18 protein-coding genes are annotated in these 17,491 nt (G+C 71.8%); 8 read left to right on the top strand and 10 right to left on the bottom strand.

The features are described from left to right. Positions 1-45: 45 nt before the first annotated feature. Positions 46-1,323 carry a pentapeptide repeat-containing protein gene (locus tag ACA511_RS30560; RefSeq protein ID WP_375028408.1) on the top strand — a complete coding sequence of 426 codons (1,278 nt, stop codon included), beginning with the start codon at positions 46-48 and terminating at the stop codon, positions 1,321-1,323. A 492-nt stretch (positions 1,324-1,815) separates the two neighbouring features. Here ACA511_RS30560 and ACA511_RS30565 read toward each other — a convergent pair whose 3' ends face one another. Continuing rightward, positions 1,816-2,007: a DUF397 domain-containing protein gene (locus ACA511_RS30565; protein ID WP_375028127.1), complete on the bottom strand. Its 192-nt coding sequence runs from the start codon at positions 2,005-2,007 to the stop codon at positions 1,816-1,818. Further along, complete coding sequence (locus tag ACA511_RS30570) at positions 2,004-2,813, bottom strand: helix-turn-helix transcriptional regulator (protein WP_375028128.1); 810 nt, start codon at positions 2,811-2,813, stop codon at positions 2,004-2,006. The genes ACA511_RS30565 and ACA511_RS30570 overlap by 4 nt, the downstream gene beginning before the upstream one ends. 199 nt (positions 2,814-3,012) lie before the next feature. On the opposite strand from ACA511_RS30570, the gene ACA511_RS30575 reads away from it, so the two are divergent. The 6 genes from ACA511_RS30575 (at position 3,013) to ACA511_RS30600 (ending at position 8,178) form a co-directional block, all read left to right on the top strand. Then, on the top strand, positions 3,013-3,375 hold the full coding sequence (locus tag ACA511_RS30575) for an ATP-binding protein (protein WP_375028129.1): 363 nt from the start codon (positions 3,013-3,015) through the stop codon (positions 3,373-3,375). Between the two features lie 243 nt (positions 3,376-3,618). Beyond that, entirely contained in the window at positions 3,619-3,819 is a 201-nt protein-coding gene (locus tag ACA511_RS30580; RefSeq protein WP_375028409.1) for a BldC family transcriptional regulator, read from the top strand. Positions 3,820-4,012: 193 nt separating this feature from the next. Then, entirely contained in the window at positions 4,013-4,336 is a 324-nt protein-coding gene (locus ACA511_RS30585) for a hypothetical protein (protein WP_375028130.1), read from the top strand. A gap of 406 nt (positions 4,337-4,742) precedes the next feature. Continuing rightward, positions 4,743-6,179: a replication initiator gene (locus ACA511_RS30590; protein WP_375028131.1), complete on the top strand. Its 1,437-nt coding sequence runs from the start codon at positions 4,743-4,745 to the stop codon at positions 6,177-6,179. Positions 6,180-6,547: 368 nt separating this feature from the next. Then, a complete protein-coding gene (locus ACA511_RS30595) occupies positions 6,548-6,730 on the top strand; it encodes a helix-turn-helix transcriptional regulator (protein WP_375028410.1) in 183 nt (60 codons plus the stop codon). After that, a complete protein-coding gene (locus ACA511_RS30600) occupies positions 6,727-8,178 on the top strand; it encodes a tyrosine-type recombinase/integrase (RefSeq protein ID WP_375028132.1) in 1,452 nt (483 codons plus the stop codon). The genes ACA511_RS30595 and ACA511_RS30600 overlap by 4 nt, the downstream gene beginning before the upstream one ends. Positions 8,179-8,278: 100 nt before the next feature. On the opposite strand, the gene ACA511_RS30605 is transcribed toward ACA511_RS30600, so the two are convergent. From ACA511_RS30605 to ACA511_RS30640, 8 genes are all read right to left on the bottom strand, one after another. Next, entirely contained in the window at positions 8,279-9,601 is a 1,323-nt protein-coding gene (locus ACA511_RS30605) for an MFS transporter (RefSeq protein WP_375028133.1), read from the bottom strand. Positions 9,602-9,620: 19 nt separating this feature from the next. After that, a complete protein-coding gene (locus tag ACA511_RS30610) occupies positions 9,621-9,980 on the bottom strand; it encodes a Rieske (2Fe-2S) protein (RefSeq protein ID WP_375028134.1) in 360 nt (119 codons plus the stop codon). 24 nt (positions 9,981-10,004) lie between these two features. After that, on the bottom strand, positions 10,005-11,225 hold the full coding sequence (locus tag ACA511_RS30615; RefSeq protein ID WP_375028135.1) for an NAD(P)/FAD-dependent oxidoreductase: 1,221 nt from the start codon (positions 11,223-11,225) through the stop codon (positions 10,005-10,007). Beyond that, positions 11,222-11,566: a Rieske (2Fe-2S) protein gene (locus ACA511_RS30620; protein WP_375028136.1), complete on the bottom strand. Its 345-nt coding sequence runs from the start codon at positions 11,564-11,566 to the stop codon at positions 11,222-11,224. Before ACA511_RS30620 ends, ACA511_RS30615 begins: the two co-directional genes overlap by 4 nt. 67 nt (positions 11,567-11,633) lie before the next feature. Then, on the bottom strand, positions 11,634-12,347 hold the full coding sequence (locus ACA511_RS30625) for a TenA family transcriptional regulator (protein ID WP_375028137.1): 714 nt from the start codon (positions 12,345-12,347) through the stop codon (positions 11,634-11,636). Between the two features lie 32 nt (positions 12,348-12,379). Then, the gene (locus ACA511_RS30630; protein WP_375028138.1) at positions 12,380-13,846 is read right to left on the bottom strand and encodes an aldehyde dehydrogenase family protein; all 1,467 of its coding nucleotides are present in this window, start codon (positions 13,844-13,846) and stop codon (positions 12,380-12,382) included. Further along, positions 13,843-13,968, bottom strand: coding sequence for a hypothetical protein (locus ACA511_RS30635; protein ID WP_375028139.1), 126 nt, complete (start codon positions 13,966-13,968; stop codon positions 13,843-13,845). Before ACA511_RS30635 ends, ACA511_RS30630 begins: the two co-directional genes overlap by 4 nt. Beyond that, positions 13,961-15,577: a gamma-glutamyltransferase gene (locus ACA511_RS30640; protein ID WP_375028140.1), complete on the bottom strand. Its 1,617-nt coding sequence runs from the start codon at positions 15,575-15,577 to the stop codon at positions 13,961-13,963. The genes ACA511_RS30635 and ACA511_RS30640 overlap by 8 nt, the downstream gene beginning before the upstream one ends. Positions 15,578-15,886: 309 nt before the next feature. Here ACA511_RS30640 and ACA511_RS30645 point away from each other — a divergent pair, with 309 nt between their 5' ends. Further along, complete coding sequence (locus ACA511_RS30645; protein WP_375028141.1) at positions 15,887-17,473, top strand: hypothetical protein; 1,587 nt, start codon at positions 15,887-15,889, stop codon at positions 17,471-17,473. The last annotated feature ends 18 nt before the right edge of the window (positions 17,474-17,491 follow it).

Genomic DNA, 17,491 nt, shown 5'->3' on the forward strand with positions numbered 1-17,491 from the left:
TCGTAAGTTCGCAGGGTTGGAGGGTCATGCAGAGGAGGGTGCTTGGTGCTGCGTCCGAGGGTGTCGGAGGTCGCTGCGACGGTGCTTGCGTTGGGGGTGTTGGCTGCGGGGTGGGGGGCGCTGCGGTGGTCGGGGACGGTGCGGTGGGCGTTGGTGGGTGCCGGGGTCGCGGCGGTGGCGGTGCTGGTGATGTGGGGGTTGCTGGGGCCGGGGTCGCGGTGGCTTTCGGGTGAACGCGGGCAGTTGAGCGAGGCCGAGCGGTCGAGGTTGACGGTGGCCGAGCGGGTGGAGTCGGTGAATCAGGCGCGGGCGGCACTGATGCAGTCGGTGACCGGGTTGGTGGTGATCGTGGGTGTGGTGTTCACCGCTGCCGGTCTCCTCTACACCGCTCGCACGTTGGAAACCACCCGCCAAGGACAGGTCACCGACCGCTACGCCAAAGCGATCGAGCAACTCGGGTCGGACAAGCCCGAGGTCCGCATGGGTGGTGTCTACGCGCTGCAACGCCTGATGAAGGACTCGCAAGAGGACCGACCTACCATCCGCTCGGTACTGGCCGCCTACATCCGCACCCACGCCCAGGACAAACCGCCGGTCGGATCGGACAAGACCCGTTTGGCCGTCGATGTGGAGGCCGCACTCACCGTCGCCGCCCCCTCTCAGACTAGTGACCGCGACCCCTTCGACCTGCGCAACGTCGACTTCCACAAACGCAACCTCAACCGCTTAGACCTAACTGGCGCGAACCTGCGCGACGCGAACCTGAGCGACGCGAACCTGAGCGACGCGAACCTGAGCGACGCGAACCTGCGCGGCGCGAACCTGCGCGGCGCGGTCCTGAGCGGCGCGGTCCTGAGCGGCGAGAACCTGCGCGACGCGATCCTAAGCGGCGCGAACCTGAGCGGCGCGAACCTGAGCGGCGCGGTCCTGAGTGACGAGAACCTGAGCGGCGCGATCCTGCGCGGCGCGGACCTGAGCCGCATGGACCTGAGCGACGCGTACCTGAGCCGCATGGACCTGCGCGACGCGAACCTGCGCGGTGCGGACCTGAGCCGTGCGGACCTGAGCGGTGCGGACCTGCGTGGTGCGAACCTGCGTGGTGCGAACCTGCGCAGTACGGACCTGCGCGGCGCGGACCTGCGCGGCGCGTACCTGAGCGGTGCGGACCTGAGCGGTGCGGACCTGCGCGGTGCGGACCTGCGCGGCGCGGACCTGAGCGATGCGGACCTGCGCGGCGCGGACCTCCGAGAAGTGGTGGGTTTGGATCCGGAGAGCGCGCGGAAGGCGGGCACACATACCGACGACACGACTCGGTGGCGGTAATCCGGTCCTGACCCGGCCAACCACGCGCATACTCGGGCGTCCGAGAGAACACCAGGCGTCGGGGGCAGGTACCCGTTCGCACGCCGCCTGAGTGCGGAATGCCCGTCGCGATGCCTAGCAGCCGGCGGCCGTGCCTGCGCTGCTGACTGAGGTAGCCCGGAATGCGAGCACGGCTGCCGGTCGTGGAGCCCTCGTCCATGCTGGCCGCTGGGAGCGGGCCGTATCGGGGGCTCTCGGCGGCGGGCAGAGCCCCGGGATGCTGTCAAGGCGTCGGCGGGCCGAGCCAAGGCGGCCGGAGGTCGTCTTGGTCTCGTGCCCGCCCGTACGTCCATTGACGACGGGTCCCGCCCGAACCTGTTCCGTCCGGTCGGCGGCACCCGAGCCACCATGCGTGAAGGCGCGCGGCGGTGCGCCGCGCGCCTTGAAAACCTACGTAGGGAAAATCCTCACACAGCAAAGCCCCGGCCAAAGACCAGGGCTGCTTGGCTGTAGTCAGACGTCCAAGGCGTCTCGCTTCACGTGGGCAACCAACTCGGCGAAGCTGGCGGGTGACAGTGTGAGGTGACCAGCGTCCGGTGCCTTGCTGTCCCGGAGGGCAACGGCCCCGTTGAGCTGAGCGACCTCAACGCAGTCAGACTGAGTCGTGGTGCTGCCGCTACGGCTGGACTTCCTCCAGATAGTCATGAATACCGCTCCATGGTCTCAATGAGCAGGCGCAATGACGCGTTCTTGGGAAGGGCCACGTCCCCGATGAGGTCGAACCAGACCCGATATGAGGGTATCTCAGTTGCATCCTGGACGAGTCGCCCACCGCCGGGGGCGAGTGTGTAGACCACGTCAGCGCCATCCACGGTCATGATCTTGAACGATCCATCGCGGCCGACGTGTGCACCGACGTCTCTTGGAACGACTCGCACGGTGATGTTGGGGTGGCGCGCCAGTTCAACGAGGTGAGCGACTTGTTCGCGCATGATCTCTGGTCCGCCGACGGGCTGGTCTAGCACGCCTTGATCCAGGATGACCCAGACTCTGGGCCTCGGCTTGCGGTCAAGGCACGCCTGGCGGCTGAGGCGGGCCGAGACCCCGTCTTCGACGTCCTCAACGCCGGATGCCTCGAACATCGCTCGGGCGTACCCCTCGGTCTGAAACAGGCCGGGTACCCAGCCGAGTTCCCATATCCGCAGGTGAGATGCCTTGGCCTCATGCTCCAGGTGGGTCTTGAACCACTCGACTTCGTGACCAGCTTTCGCGAACTTGACCAAGCGCTGGAAGCGGCTGCCCGTGTTCCAGGCCGCATCCAGCTTGATCGCGTGGGCACTCTGAAGTTTGGTGTCTCCAGATTCAACACGTGCGACTAGAGAACGGTCTCGATCGATGATGGAGCCCACCTCGACTAGCGAGAGATTCCGTTCATGCCGGTGTCTACGCAGCTCAAACGCGATGTAGTCCCACAGGTTACCGTCCGGGGCGAAGGGGGGATGTGCGCGCATGAACACCTTCCGTGAGTCGCATTTGTTGAACTCTCCTAGTCAAGCGTAGGTGACAGGGACGACCCTTGCCAGAGGTGAAACGGCGAGGAGTGAGCATGTTGAACGCGAAGATGGACATTCGGGGCGAGCTGGGCGTGGCCTCCCTCGCATCGCGGACGGCTCCGGGGCCTGTGCCGTCCACGGGTGAGGAGCTGGAGAGATGATCACGTTCAAGCCGGACGTCGAAAAGATCAAGGTCGCGCGGGATCACGTCGCGGAGATCGCCGCCGAGTGGCCGGTTGATGACTACACGGTGCGGGTTGTGGCCTCGGAGTTGGTCACTAACGCGATCCTGCACGCAAGCACCGATGAAGTACGGGTCGATGCGTACGCGGACGGTGACGCGTACGTGGTCGAGGTGTGGGACGGCGACGGGACGCTCCCGGTGGTTCACTGCCCTGGGCCTTACGGGCTGGGTGGTCGGGGGCTGCTGCTCGTCGGGGAGCTGGTGTTCCGGTGGGGGACGCTGCGCGATGAGTCGGCGGACGGGAAGACCGTTTTCGCGGAGTGGCGGGCGCGGTGAACTCCTACGAACAGGTCCTTGCTGATTCGCTCTATCAGCGTGCTGTTCTGCGGGTTTATGGCCCGTGGTTGTCCTGCGATGCGCTTTCGGGGGCGGAGCGTCGTAGGGCTCTGGCGCGGGTCCGGCATGCCCGGCTCGTGCTGTCCATGCGCGGCGTGAAGTTGTCATCGCCGCCTGCGGAAGTGACTTTCAACGAGATGGGAGCCCCCTATGGGCAGTAACAGGCGGACAGTCGACAGTCCGATGCTCGTTGGCGGCTGGGACTTCGGACCTGGGCAGCTCCTGGCACCGGGTGAGGTGGCTGCGATGTTCCGCGTCGATCCCAAGACCGTCACCCGATGGGCGGAGGACGGGAAGCTGGCCTTCGTCCGCACGCCCGGCGGTGTCCGCCGGTTCAGCCGTCAGCAGGTCGAGCACCTCATGTCCGGTGGCGACACCCGGTGACCTGCGCGTTGGGACGCGGGTGCGGCGGCCCGCGTGCCGATGCAAGGGGGCGGGGCTATGGGGCCGCTGGACAGGCCAGACCGCAGGAACGCGAATCGGGAAACGGGAAGGGGTACGTGAAGTGAGGCGGAGCGTGGTGCGGGACCTGGTGCGGGGGGCCGGACGGTGGCGGCTGGTTCTGGACGCTCGGACGTTGGGGAACCATGACGTCGCGGTGCGGGAGCTTGAGGTGCTGCGGGTCGCGGTGCGTCCGCTGGGATGGCGGTGCGTGGGGCTGTACGACCGGCGGGAGTTCCGGTTCCCGGTGCCGCTGCTGTGGGTGTACGGGAGCGGGCACGCGGACGACATCGGGGCGGTGGTGACGGTGCGGGCCCTGGCGGGCGAGGCCTGGGGCTACTTCGAGGCGGGTGACGGACGGGAGGGCTTCATCTCGCCGTGCGGGGACGTCAAGGCGGCGGCCGAGGCGTTGGACCTGTTGTTGCGGCATCGCATGTTGCCGGTCCGTCAGTGGGCCTGACGTGCAACGGGCGAGTGACCTCTCGGGGGTGGTGACAGTGCCTCATGCCGCCGCCGTTCTTCGGGAGGCCGTTGCGTGGCGGGGATGCGCGGAACGGTGAAGGGCCGCTGCCCGGCTCGAATCTGAACCGGGCTTCTACAGCAGATCCGACCTAGAGCGCAATATTTTCGGCCGGATGCGGCCAGACTACGACTGTTGGACGCTGGATAAACACGTTTGTCAAGGGGGGCATTTTAGTTAGCTCTGGTTATTTTCGCAAGGGTTCCGAGCAGATTGGTGATGTTGGTCTGTTCGGCTGCGGGGGTGACCGGGGTTGCGTGGACAGCGGCGAGTTCGGAGCGTCGGGGCGGTCGGGGACGGTGGTGGTGCGGCTTCGGGTGCGGTGCGGGGTGGTGTGCTGGCGGGGATGCTGGCGCGGGTCGGTGATGTTGCGGCGTGGGGGGCGTGGTCGCGTCAGGTGGCGCACACGGGGCACTGCTCTCGGCCGGTGCGGGTGCGGGGCGGCGCGACGGTGGTGGACCTGCGTTCGGGTGAGGCGCGGGCGGAGTGGTCCAGTGATGGGGAGCCGGATGGGGTGCTGCTGCTGGCGTGTGGGGATCGGCGGGCGGTGGTGTGCCCGTCGTGTGCGGAAACTTACCGGCGGGACACCTGGCAGTTGATCGCGGCGGGCCTGCGGGGGCGTGCGCCGCGACTGCCGGGGCGAGTGGATGCGGTTCCGGCGAGCGTGGCGGGGCATCCGGCGGTGCTGGCGACGTTCACCGCGCCCGGCTTCGGGGCGGTGCACCGCGCCAGGTCGGATGGTGTGTGCCGGGGGCGGCGGGGGCCGCTGGTGTGCCGTCACGGGGTGCGGGCGTGGTGCGACGGGCGGCACGCTGTGGGTGATCCGGTTGTCGGCCGTCCGTTGTGCTGGGACTGCTACGACTACACCGGTCACATCCTGTGGCATGCGGCCGTGCCAGAGCTTTGGCGGCGCACGGTGATCTACGTGTACCGGTCGCTGGCGCGGATCGCGTCGGAGCGTACGGGGGTCCCGGTGGGCGTGCGCGCGGTCCGGTCGCTGGTGCGGGTCTCCTACGTGAAGGTGGCGGAGTATCAGCGGCGGGGGGCGGTGCATCTGCACGCGGTGATCCGCCTCGACGGGGTGGAGGTCGGCGAACGCTCGGCGGTGGTGGCTCCTCCTGCGTGGGCGGACGCGACCGCACTGGGGGCGGCCGTCCGGGACGCGGCGGGGCGGGTCGGGGTGCGGCTTCCGGACACCGGGGCGCATGTGGGCGCGGTCGCGCGGTGGGGCTCGCAACTCGATGTGTCGGTGGTGGGTGATCCGGGTCGGGCGGCGGCGTATCTGGCGAAGTACGCGACGAAGACGGCGGCTGACACTTTTGCGGGGTTGCCCGCGCGGCGGTTCTCGGCTCGGGCGGCGGGCCGGGTGCTGCGGCGGGTGGATAACCCGCATGTGTCGCTGCTGGTGTCGGCGTGCCTGCGGCTGGCGGAGCGTCCGGAGTGCGCGGGCTGGCGGCTGGCCGAACACGTCCACAGCCTGGGGTTCCGGGGGCATTTCGCGACGAAATCGCGGTGGTATTCGGTGACGCGGGCGACGTTGGGGGCGGTGCGGCGGGCCTGGCGGACGGAGCGGGCACGCGAGCGGGATGGGCGTGCGGGGCGTGACCCGTGGGTGGAGGCCGACCGTGACGACGGCGGCGCGGTGGTGGTGGTGCGCGACTGGCGATATGTGGGGTCGGGCTGGACCCAGCTGGGTGATGCCGACTTGGCAGCGACGCTGGCGCGCGATCACGCGGCGGCGCGGGCGTATGCGGATATCGCGTCGGTGGCGCGGAGTGGGTGACCGGTGTCCAGGCGGTGGGCTTGGCCGAGCGTGCGGGACGGCGCGGCCGGATCACGGGCAGGGTCGCACGGCAAGGACGCGCCGCGAACGCGGCTCGATAGGTACGGGCGGGCCGCAGGCGGCGGAGTGCGGCAGGTACGCGCGATGGCCAGCGCCCGAGGTGATCGGTTGGGGTGGTGGGCGGTCGCCGGCCACAACCCCATGCATTCCAGCAATTTCAAGTCAAGGGCTGCATGCGGCAATTATGCGCCATAAATTGGCCGATTCCGGTCGTTGATCAGCTGCTCTCGTGTCTGCATTTCTGTTGGCCCGTGGCTGGCCCGTAGCGGGAAATTCCGGAGTGGTTCCTGATGGCCTCCGTTGATGTTATGTCGGTCCGTGATGTGGCCTCTGAGCTGCATGTAGCGCGCTCTACGGTGTATCGGTGGCTTGCTACGGGGCGCGGCCCTAAAGCGTTCCGGCTGCCGAACAATGAACTGAGAATTGTGCGCGCAGATTTTATAGAATGGCTTCATCGGCTCGGAACGGACGGAACGGAGTTGCCCCGGTGATCAAAGCCCAAGACGTTCAATTCTGGCAGATCCGCAAGCGCGCGAACAGGCGCAAGCCGTGGGAGGTGCGGTGGCGCGTGGATGCCGCGCAGTTCTCCCGGTCCTACCTGACCAAGGCACTGGCTGAGACCTACCGGGCGGGCCTGGTGGCGGCCGCCCGCGACGGGGAGGTGTTCAGCCTGGCGACGGGCGAACCGGTCTCCTGGGAGCGCAGCACCGAAACCTTCTACTCCCTGGCGCGCTCCTATGCTGCGATGCGGTGGGCGGACTCGCCCGCCAACTCCCGCAAGTGCACCGCTGATCAGCTCGTCCCGATCACGCTCGCGCTCCTCGACCCGCGCAAGGCCAAGCGCAACCGTCCCGCTGACGCGCTGCTCCGGCGCGCACTGCGCTCGTATGCGTTCATCCCTCCCACCTGGGAGCGGCCCGTACCGGATGACGTGGCGGCGGCGCTGGCGTGGCTGGCGGACGCCTCCCGCCCACTGGCGGACCTGACCGACGCAGAGGTGATCCGGGACGGGCTGTCGGCGCTGGCGGTCAACATCAACGGCAAGCGCGCGGCGGCCAAGACCCTCGCGCGGCGGCGCGGCGTCTGGCACACCTGCCTGGAATACGCCGTAGAACGCAAGCTCCTCGCGGTCAACCCGGTGACCGGGATCAAGATCAAGCGCGCCCGGATCACTGACGCGGTCGACCCGCGCGCGGTGCCCAACCTGGACCAGGCGCGGCGGCTGCTCGCGGCGGTGGCGGACCTGACCAACGGCAAGGGGCGCGGCCCGCACATGGCCGCCTTCTTCGCCGCGCTCTACTACGCCGGGCTACGCCCGGCCGAGGCGCGGCACCTGCGCGGCGATGACCTCACCCTCCCCGCCACCGGCTGGGGCACGGCCACCCTGTCGGGAAGCACTCCCGACGTCGGAGACAAGTGGACCGATGACGGCGGCCAGTACGACCCGCGCGCCCTCAAGCATCGTCCGGCCGGTGACGTGCGCGTCGTCCCGCTGCCTCCCGTCCTGGTCGCGCTGCTGCGCGCCCATCTGAAGCGGTGGGGGACGGCTCCGGACGGGCGGGTGTTCTTCGACACGGCGGCCGGTGCCGACTGCGCGCCGATCACGAACGTGATGTACGGCGGGCTGTGGCGGCGGGCGCGGGCTGTCGCGCTGACCGACTCCGAGCAAGCGGCGGGCCTGGCCAAGCGGCCCTATGACCTGCGGCACGGCTGCGCGTCCCTGCTGCTCAACTCCGGCGTTCCCGCAACCGAGATAGCACGCCGACTGGGACACTCCCTTACGGTCCTGCTGTCCACATACGCGCACTGGTTCACGGGCATGGAACAAGAGGCAAACCGGCTCATCGACGCCGCTCTCAGCGGCTCTGAGCCCTCCGCAAGCGACTCCGACACCGACGGGCTATCCACGGGCCAAACCCCTGGCCCGGCGGACGCGTAGCCTCGTTTCCCCAGGTCAAGAGCCTAAAGAGACGAGACTACGCGTTCACCGCAGGCGTGTTGTTGTTATGGCTGGGCTCATAACAACAACACGCCGCAGATCAACGGGGGGGTGCGTCGGCTGGGTCGGGGCCGGCGAAGGAGGAGAGGAGGCCGAGGGCGGCCGTCGCGGCGCAGACGGCGAACACCGCGCCGAAGGCGGGGCCCTGGTCGAGGACGGCGCCGACCCAGGCGGCGCCGAGCGCGGAGCCGCCGAAGCGCAGCAGGTTGAACAGGCCGAGGCCGGCGCCGCTGCGCCCGGCGGCCGAGCGGGTCGCGCCCGTCGCGGCCGGGGTCTGCACGAACGCGACGCCCGCGCCGGTCAGGGCGAGGGCGGCGAGCAGCCACGGCACCGTCCAGGACTCGGCGAGCACGACGGCGACGAGCACCTGCCCGGCGATGAGGACGACGAGCCCGCCGCGCAGCACGGCGCGCGGGGACAGGCGTTCCATGAGCACGCCGGTGACCGGGCCCAGCACCGACATCATCACGGGAAGGCTCAGCAGGACGGCCCCCGCGTAGAGGGTGCCGGTGTGCCGCTCGGTGGTGAGGTAGACGGGGACGGCGAGCAGCGTGGCGCCGAGGCAGAACATCTGCGCGAGGACGCTGAGGCAGGAGCGCAGGTAGCGGGCTTCCAGCAGGAGCCGCGGCGGGATGAACGCGTCCGGGCGCCCCCGCGAGGACGCGACGTAGGCCGCGGCGGCGAGGAGCCCCGCGAGGGAGCCGCACCAGACGACGGGGGAGGTCGCGCCGAGGGTCGCGGCGGCGGACGTGGCGCCGAGCCCGAGCCCGGCGGCGAGGGTGAGCAGCGCGGCGCCGCGCCAGTCGAGCGGGACGGGCCGCGCCCGCCCGGCCGGGACGAACCGGACGGCCAGCGCGGCGGCGGCGACGCCCAGCGGCACGACCGGCCAGAACACCGCGTGCCAGCCGAACCAGGTGGCGAGGGCGCCGCCGAGCGTGGGGCCGGCGGCCTGGCCGACGCCGTTGGCCGCCGCCCACAGCCCGAGCGCCCGGCCGCGCCGCCCGCCGCCGAACAGGGACGCGATCAGCGCCATGACGGCGGGCAGCATCGCGGCGGTCGCGACGCCCTGCGCGGCGCGCATCGCGACCAGCGCGGCCAGGTCGCCGGCGAGCCCGGCGCCCGCCGAGGCGAGGCCGAGCACCAGCATCGCGGCGACGAACACGCGGCGCGCGCCGCAGCGGTCGCCGAGCCACCCCGACACCGGCAGCAGGACGGCGAACGGGAGCGTGAACCCGATGACGATCAGGGTGCCGGCGGAGATCGAGGCGTCCAGGTCCCGCAGGATCAGCGTCAGCGGGACGTTGACGATGGTGTTGGCGACGGTCCCGGTGAACGTGCCGAGAAGCAGCGGGACGAGCGCCACCCACGATCCCCGCGGCGGGTCAGCCTCGGCCAACGGGCCGCCGCCGGGGCCCGCCGCTCGCGGCGTCCTCCGGGGGGACGTGCACGAGGATCTGCCCGTCCTCCTCCTTCACCGGGTACACCGTGACCGCCTTGGTCGCCGGGGGCGTGACCGGCTCCCCGGACGCGAAGTCGAACACGCTGCCGTGGCAGGAGCACAGCAGCCCGTCCTCGGTCGCCCGGCCGGACGACAGCAGGCAGTCGAGGTGGGTGCAGTAGTTCGACATGGCGTGCACCACGCCGTCCCAGCGGGCGACGGCCACCTCGGCCTCGCCCACGAAGAAGCGGCGGACGACGCCCTCGGGCACTTGGCCCGAGCGGGCCACGCGCTGGTATTCCATCGGTCGCTCCCTAGGTTTCGGATGTCAGTCGAGCGCGTCGAACAGGTCGGCGAGGTCGGCGTCCTCATCGCGGAGGAGGTCCGGATCGAGGACGGCGTCGCGGGCGATGAGCTGCCGGGCGACGGCGAGGTCGGCGCCGCGGTCCACCGTGAACGCGGCGCGCAGCACGCCGTCCGCGAGGTAGAAGGCGATGAAGTCGAAGTCCTCGACGCGGCCGCGGACGACGAGCCGGTCCGTGCCGTCCGCGAAGCCCGCGTGCTGGAGGTCGCGGCCGAACTGGTCGGACCAGAACCACGGCGGCGCCGTGTGTGCCGACCTGCCGCCGAGCATGTTCTTGGCCGCCGCCATGCCCTGCGCGCCCGCGTTGTCGAAGTGCTCGGCGCGGACGTGGCGTCCGAGCCGGGGCCGCCACTGGCAGGCCACGTCGCCGGCCGCGTAGACGCCGGCCGCGCTCGTCCGGCAGTACTCGTCGACGGGGATGCCGGCGGCGGTCTCGATCCCGGAGCCGAGGACGGGTTCGATGTTCGGCACCATCCCGGCGCCGACGACGACCACGTCCGCCTGGAGCGTCGCCCCGCCGCTGGTGGTGACGACGGCGCCGGACGGGGTCTCCGCGTAACGCTCGACCTTCTCGCCGGTGCGCAGGTCGACGCCGTTCGTGCGGAGGAACGCGGCCATCACGTCGCCCATCGGGTCGCCGAGGACGTGCCCGAGCGGGCGCGCCGCCCGCTCGACGATCGTGACCCGCGCGCCGAGGCCGATCGCGGCGGAGGCGACCTCGCAGCCGATGAAGCCCGCGCCGATCACCACGACCCGCGCGCCCGGCCGCAGCGCGGCGCGGAGCAGGTCGGCGTCGGCGATGGTCCGCAGGTACCGGACGCGGTCCCCCTCCACGCCGGGCAGCCTGCGGGGACGTCCGCCGGTCGCGACGAGCACGGCGTCCCCCCGCAGCGCCGACCCGTCCGCGAGTTCCAGCGAGCGCTCGGCGGGGCGGACCGCCGCGACCTCGGCGCCGAGCCGCAGCTCCACGTCGTTGGCCGCGCACCAGCCGGGGGTGAGCAGGCACAGCTCGTCGCGGTCCTGCTCCCCCGCCAGGTACTCCTTCGACAGCGGCGGACGCTGGTAGGGGGCGTGGTGCTCGGCCCCGACCAGCGTGACGCGGCCGTCGAAGCCGCGGCGGCGCAGCGTCCGGGCCGCGACGGCCGCGGTCTGCCCCGCGCCCGCCACCACAACCGACTGGATCATGATTGCTCCTCGCTCAGGATGCGGGGCCGGGGATCGACGTAGACGACGCCGCCGTCGACGCGCACCGCGTGGCTCGGCTGGCACTCGTCGCCGTCCTCGACCCGGCCGGTCGCCGGGTCGAACACCCATTGGTGGCCCGGGCAGATCACCCGCCCGTTCAGCACGGCCCCCTTCGACAGCGACCGCTGCTTGTGGACGCACACGTCCGCCAGCGCGTAGACGTCGCCGCCGACGAGGAACAGCGCGATCCGGCGTCCCTCCACGGTCACGGCGAGACGCTTGCGCCTGCGCACATCCGCGAGCGCGGCCGCCGCCACCCACTCGCCCGCCTGCTGGTCCACGGGCGTCCCTCCTCACGTGCGGGCCGGCGGCGGGACGGGACGCGCCCCGCCGCCGGGTCGGATCGGATCAGGCACTGACCAGGTCGGGCCGCACGTAGGAGTCGTAGAGACCCTGCGTGTAGGAGAACCGCATCTCCGCGCCCCACCGGCACATCTGCAGGCAGCGCTGCTGGAGCTCCGGCGTGTCGGCGTGGTCGAGGACGATCTGGTAGCCGCGCTCCCCGTGCACCACGTCCGAGGTGATGTGCAGGTCGAAGAACTCGATCTCGTCCTCGTCGAACCCGTACACCTCGCGCAGCGGCACGATCTGCTTCTTGTAGATGCTGGGGACCTGTGACTCCAGTCCGACGACGAGCGCGGCGGTCGCGACCACGAAGTGCTCGCGCATCGCCACCGCGTAGCACCACGCCTGGAGGCCGCGGGTGATGGCGTTCACGTTGGACGGGTCCTCGACCCGCTCCCGGGTGGTGCCGCACGCCTCGGCGAACCGGATGAGCAGGTCGGTGTGCCGGATGTCGGCCAGCTCCTCCTCGTACATGTTCTGGAGCGTGAAGTCCTTCGCGCCGGTGAACTCGTCGGGCGTGTTGGCGTAGACGTAGGAGAGGTAGTCGGCGAACGGGCCCACGTAGTGGTAGTGGTTCTCCGCCCAGCGGGCGAAGTGCTCTCGCTTCAACCGGCCGTCGGCCCATGCCTTGCTGAACGAGGCGTCCTTGGCCTCACGCCCCTTGATGGCGTTCATCAATTCGGCGCGAAACGCGTCCCTGGACAGCAGCTCTGCCATTTCCTTGCTCCTTCCGGCCCTTCTCGGGCCCATTACCGGGGTGAGATGTAGACGCTCTTCTCTCGGGTGTAGAAGAGCATCATCGAAGGTCCTGCCTGCTCCTTGAACGTCTGCGTGCTGGACTCCTTGAGCCCGCCGAACGGCACGGTCATCGCCATTCCGGAGGTGGGCTGGTTCACCTTGACGAGCCCGCTCTCGGACCGCCGCGCGAACTCCAGCGCCCGGTCCAGGTCCCGGGTGACGATCCCGGCGGACAGCCCGTACTCGGTCCCGTTGGCCAGCTCGACGGCCGCGTCGAGCCCGTCCGCGCGCTGGAAGGCGACCACCGGCCCGAAGATCTCCTCGCGCGCGATCCGCATCTCCGGGGCGACGTCCCGGAAGACGGCCGGCCGCACGAAGTAGCCGTCAGCGTGCCCGTCGCCGGGCCCGTCGCCGTCCGGGCGCCGCCCGCCGGTGACCAGTTCGGCGCCCTCCTCCTCACCGATCCGCACATAGCGGAGGACCTTCTCCAACTGGAAGTCCGCGGCGAGCGGCCCCATGTCGACGCCTTCGCGCAGCCCGTCCCCGACGACCCGGGCCTCCGCCGCCCGCACCACCCGGTCGAGCAGCTCGTCGTGGACGGCCTCGTGCGCGACGACCCGGCTCGTCCCGGTGCACGCCTGCCCGGACAGCCCGAACGCGCCCTTGACGATGATCTGCGCGGCGCGCTCCAGGTCGGCGTCGTCCAGGACCACCACGGGGTTCTTGCCGCCCATCTCCAGCTGGCACCGCCGCGACGGCCCCACCGCCCGGTGGACGGCGCGCCCCGCCGCCGTGGACCCGGTGAACGTCACGGCCCCGACCCGCTCGTCGGCCGCCAGCGCCGCCCCCGCCCCGGCGCCGCCGTGCACCAGCGCGACGGCCAGCGGGGGCAGTCCGCCCGCCAGCAGCGCCTCGACGAGGCGCTGCGCCAGCAGCGGCGTCACCGGGCTCGGTTTGAACACCACCGCGTTCCCCGCCGCCAGCGCGGGCCCGATCTTCCGGGACGGAATGTTCAGCGGGAAGTTCCACGGCGTGATGGCGCCGACGACCCCGACGGGCTCCCGCCGCGTGTAGACGATCCCGCCGTCGGCGGCCGGGTAGCTCCGCCCCTCGATCCGGTGCGCCTCGGCCGCGTGGAACCGCAGGTTGCGGGGCGTCCGCGCGACCTCTATCGCCGCCTCGGCGCGCGTCTTGCCCTCCTCGCGCACCATCTCGACGACGAGGTCGCCCGCTCGCTCCTCCAGCCACCGCGCCGCCGCCTCGAGCACGTCGGCCCGCTGGTCCGCGGGCGCGGCGGCCCACGCCGCGGCGCCTTCGACGGCGCCGGAGACGGCCGCCGCCACGTCACCGGCCGACGACTCGGGGAACTCCCCGACGATCTCGCCCGGCCGGGCCGGGTTGCACCGCCGGAACGTCGCTCCGGACGAACTCGGCGCCCATTCCCCGCCGACGAAGTTCAGGCCCTCGTGCACGGTCACTCGTCCTCCACGTTCGGGTCGCGGGCGATGGCGGCGGGTCCGGCCTCCGCCGGCGCGCCGCCGGGCAGCGCCCGCGGACGCCGGCGGTGCTTCGGGCGGGACGGCCTGAGCGGCTCAGACACCCAGCGTCACCCCGTCCTGGCGCGGGTCGGAGGCGCCGAGGAGGGCGCCGCCGGCGACGGAGATGATCTGGGCGCCGCCGCCCGCGCCCCAGGGGCCCTGGACGGTGACGTCGTGGCCGAGCGCGCGGAGCGCGTCGATCCGGGCGCCGCCGAGCCGGGACTCGACGCGGAGTTCGGGGGCGTGCCCGAGGACGTCCGCGTCGCTGCCCGGGTGGACGGTGAAGCGGGGCGCCGCGACGGCCGCGGCGGGGTCGTGGCCGTGGTCGAGGAGATGCGAGATGAGCTGGGTGTTCCACTGGACCTGGCCGTCGCCGCCGGGGGTGTTGCCGGCGTGCAGGAGCCGTCCGGCGGCGTCGGTGACGAGCCAGGCGTTGAGGGTGTGCAGCGGACGGCGGCGGGGACGGACCTCGTTGGGGTGGCCGTCGATCAGGTAGGCGCCGCGGCCGAGGCGGTTGTTGAGGACGATCCCGGTTCCGGGGACGGTGATCCGGGCGCCGAAGGTGAAGGCGAGGGAGTGGATGAGGCTCACCGCGCGGCCCTCCGCGTCCACCGCGGCCATGGAGGTCGTGTCGCCGCCGGCGGGGACGGGCGACGGGGCGGCCGCCGGGAGGTCGCCGGCCTCGATGCGGGCGCGGGCGGCCGACAGCGCGGACGGGACGAGCAGCCCGCGCCAGTGGTCGCTGTCGGCGCCGCAGCCGGCGAAACGGTCGGCGAACGCCACGCGCGCGGCGGACGCCATCCGGTGGACGGCCTCGGCCGCCAGCCACGGCAGCCCGGAGAGGTCTCCGTCGCAGAGGCCCGCCTGCTGCGCGACCATCCAGCCGGGTGTGGGCGGCGGCGTCAGGTGGACCACTGCCCCCCGGTAGGTGCGGGTCAGGGCCGGTTCGGAGACCGCTCGGCCGCTCGCCATCCATTCGTATCCAGAGAACGGCGCCCCCGCGCCGACGAGCGCGTCCACGGAACGTTCGGCGAGGCCGCCCGCGTAGAGATCGGCGGGGTCGTCTGCCAGGCGGCGCAGCGACGCGCCGAGGGCGCGCTGGAAGATCGGTTCGCCGACGCCGGGGACGCGGCGCCCGGGGAGGAACACCTCCGCCGTGCCCGGGTCGCGGGCGAGCGCGTCGCGGCGTTCGACGATGTCGGCCCGCGTCTTGGCGGTGCAGGGCAGGCCGTCCTCGGCGGCGGCGATCGCGGGCGCCCACAGCTCGGGCAGGCCGCGGGTCGCGGAGTCGGCGTGCAGGGCGGCGAGCGCGGCGACCGCGCCGGGGGCCGCGACGGCGAGGGCGCCCTCCAGCGGGAGGGCGGACAGGCCGCGGTCCCGGTAGAAGGCGGGTTCGCCGCCGTCCGGGCCGAAGCCGCTGCCGCCGAACGCGGCGACGGAGCCGTCCGGGCGGCGCAGCAGGACGAACGCGTCGCCGCCGACGCCGCACTGGCCGGGGAGGGCGAGCCACGAGAGGGCGGCCATCGCGAGGGCGGCGTCCACGGCGTTCCCGCCGCCGGCGAGGACGCGGGCGCCGGCGAGGGCGACCGCCGGGTGGCCTGCGGCGACCATGCCGCCGGACCCGGCGGCGGGACCGCGCCCGGGACGTCCGAACTCCGCGTCTGCTGGCATGCCGCCAGTCTCGGCGGACGCTGATCAGCGTCGATACGGACCGACTGCCGAGAATTCCGCGGATTCCTTGGGCACCGTGCACATCCCGGCCCGCGCCTCCGGTTCACTGGACGGGACGCCCGGCATGCTGCACAAAATGACCAAGCGCGCAGTGTGCACCTTCCTCATTGTTCACCTCGGACCGATCGAGCAGATTCTCTGCAACCGTTGCGCCCGTCGCCTCGCAGAGGGCGCGCACAGGGAGGGGAGCGTCCCTTGGGTGCCGCCCACTGGATCTATTTGTCCGGAATCGTCCTTATCATCGCGGTGATGATCGCCCGCAAGAACGTCGTCATCCCCGCGGTCGCGGCGACGTTCCTCACCGCCTGGGTGTTCACCGGCGACTTCGTCACCGGGCTGGAGTCGATCTTCAACGCCAGCCTGACCGCGGCGACCGAGCTGTTCAGCATCTTCCTGATCATCGCGCTGGTGACGGCCCTGCTCGGGTCGCTGCGAGCGCTCGGCGCCGACCGCCGCATGGTGGAGCCGTTCCGCGTCGTCATGCGGTCGGGCCACTCCGCCTTCTGGGTGCTCGCGCTCGTCACGTACGTGATCAGCCTGTTCTTCTGGCCGACGCCGGCGGTGCCGCTGATGGGCGCCATCCTGCTGCCGGCCGCGATCGCCGCGGGGCTGTCGCCGCTCAGCGCGGGCGTCGCGATCGCCATCGCCGGGCAGGGCATGGCGCTGTCCAGCGACTACGTCATCCAGGTCGCGCCCGGCCTGTCCGCGAAGGCCGCGGGGGTGGACACCGGCGCGGTCGCCGACCGCGCCATGGTGCTGTCCCTGATCACCGGCGGGGTGGCGCTCGTCCTCGGCTACCTGACGACCCGCCGCGAGTTCCAGAAGCCGGACGCCGCGCTCCTGGAGCGCTGGGAGGCGGGCGAGTCGGAGGTCGCCGTCCAGGCTCCGCGCCGGTCGCTCATCCGCGTCCTGCCGCGGCACCGCGCCCTGCGGCCGGAACCCGCCGCCGCGGGCGGTGAGGGCTCCGTGGCCGTCCTCGCCCCGGGGTCCGGCGGCGGACCGGGCGAGGTCCCCAAGCCGCGGGCGGGCGGGCCCTCCACGTCCGGCGAGGCGGACGGCGGCGGCGACGCGATGGCCCGCGAGGCGCTGTCGTCCATGAACGGCGGCGACGCGCCGGGCGCCGACTGCCCCCGGCGGTCCAAGGCGTTCGCCGCGATCGTCCCGCTCGCCCTCGTCGGCCTGGTCGGCTACATGATGCTGGGCAAGTTCACCGACCTCGTCCCCGAGGTCGTGGGCGGGGACGCGGCGGCGCTCGTCGGCGGCGTCGCCACCGCGCTGCTGCTGTCCGCCACGATCTCGAAGGACGGCCGCGGCAGCCTGGAGCGCTGCGCCGACCACATCGTGGACGGCCTGGTCTTCGCGATGAAGGCGATGGGCATCGTCATCCCCATCGCCGGGTTCTTCTTCATCGGCAACACCGACTTCGCCGGGAAGATCATGGGCATGGACGAGGGCGCGAAGGCGCCCGCCTTCCTGTTCGACATCGTCATCCGGATCCAGGACGCCATCCCCGACAGCCAGTACGTCGTCGGCTTCGGCGTGCTGATCATCGGCATGCTCACCGGGCTGGACGGCTCCGGCTTCTCCGGGCTGCCGCTGACCGGCTCGCTGGCCGGCTCGCTCGGCCCGGCGTCCGGCGTCGACCCGGCGCTGCTCGCGGCGATCGGGCAGATGGGCTGCATCTGGGCCGGCGGAGGCGTGCTGGTCGCGTGGTCGTCGCTGATCGCCGTGGCGGGGTTCGCGCGGGTCCCGGTCCTCGATCTCGTCCGCCGCGCGTTCCTGCCCGTCATCGCGGGCCTGATCGTCTCCACGGTCGTCGGACTGATCATCTACTAGGGAGTGCCTTGACCGCCT

The organism is Actinomadura sp. GTD37, from assembly GCF_041951365.1.
Lineage (GTDB): Bacteria > Actinomycetota > Actinomycetes > Streptosporangiales > Streptosporangiaceae > Spirillospora.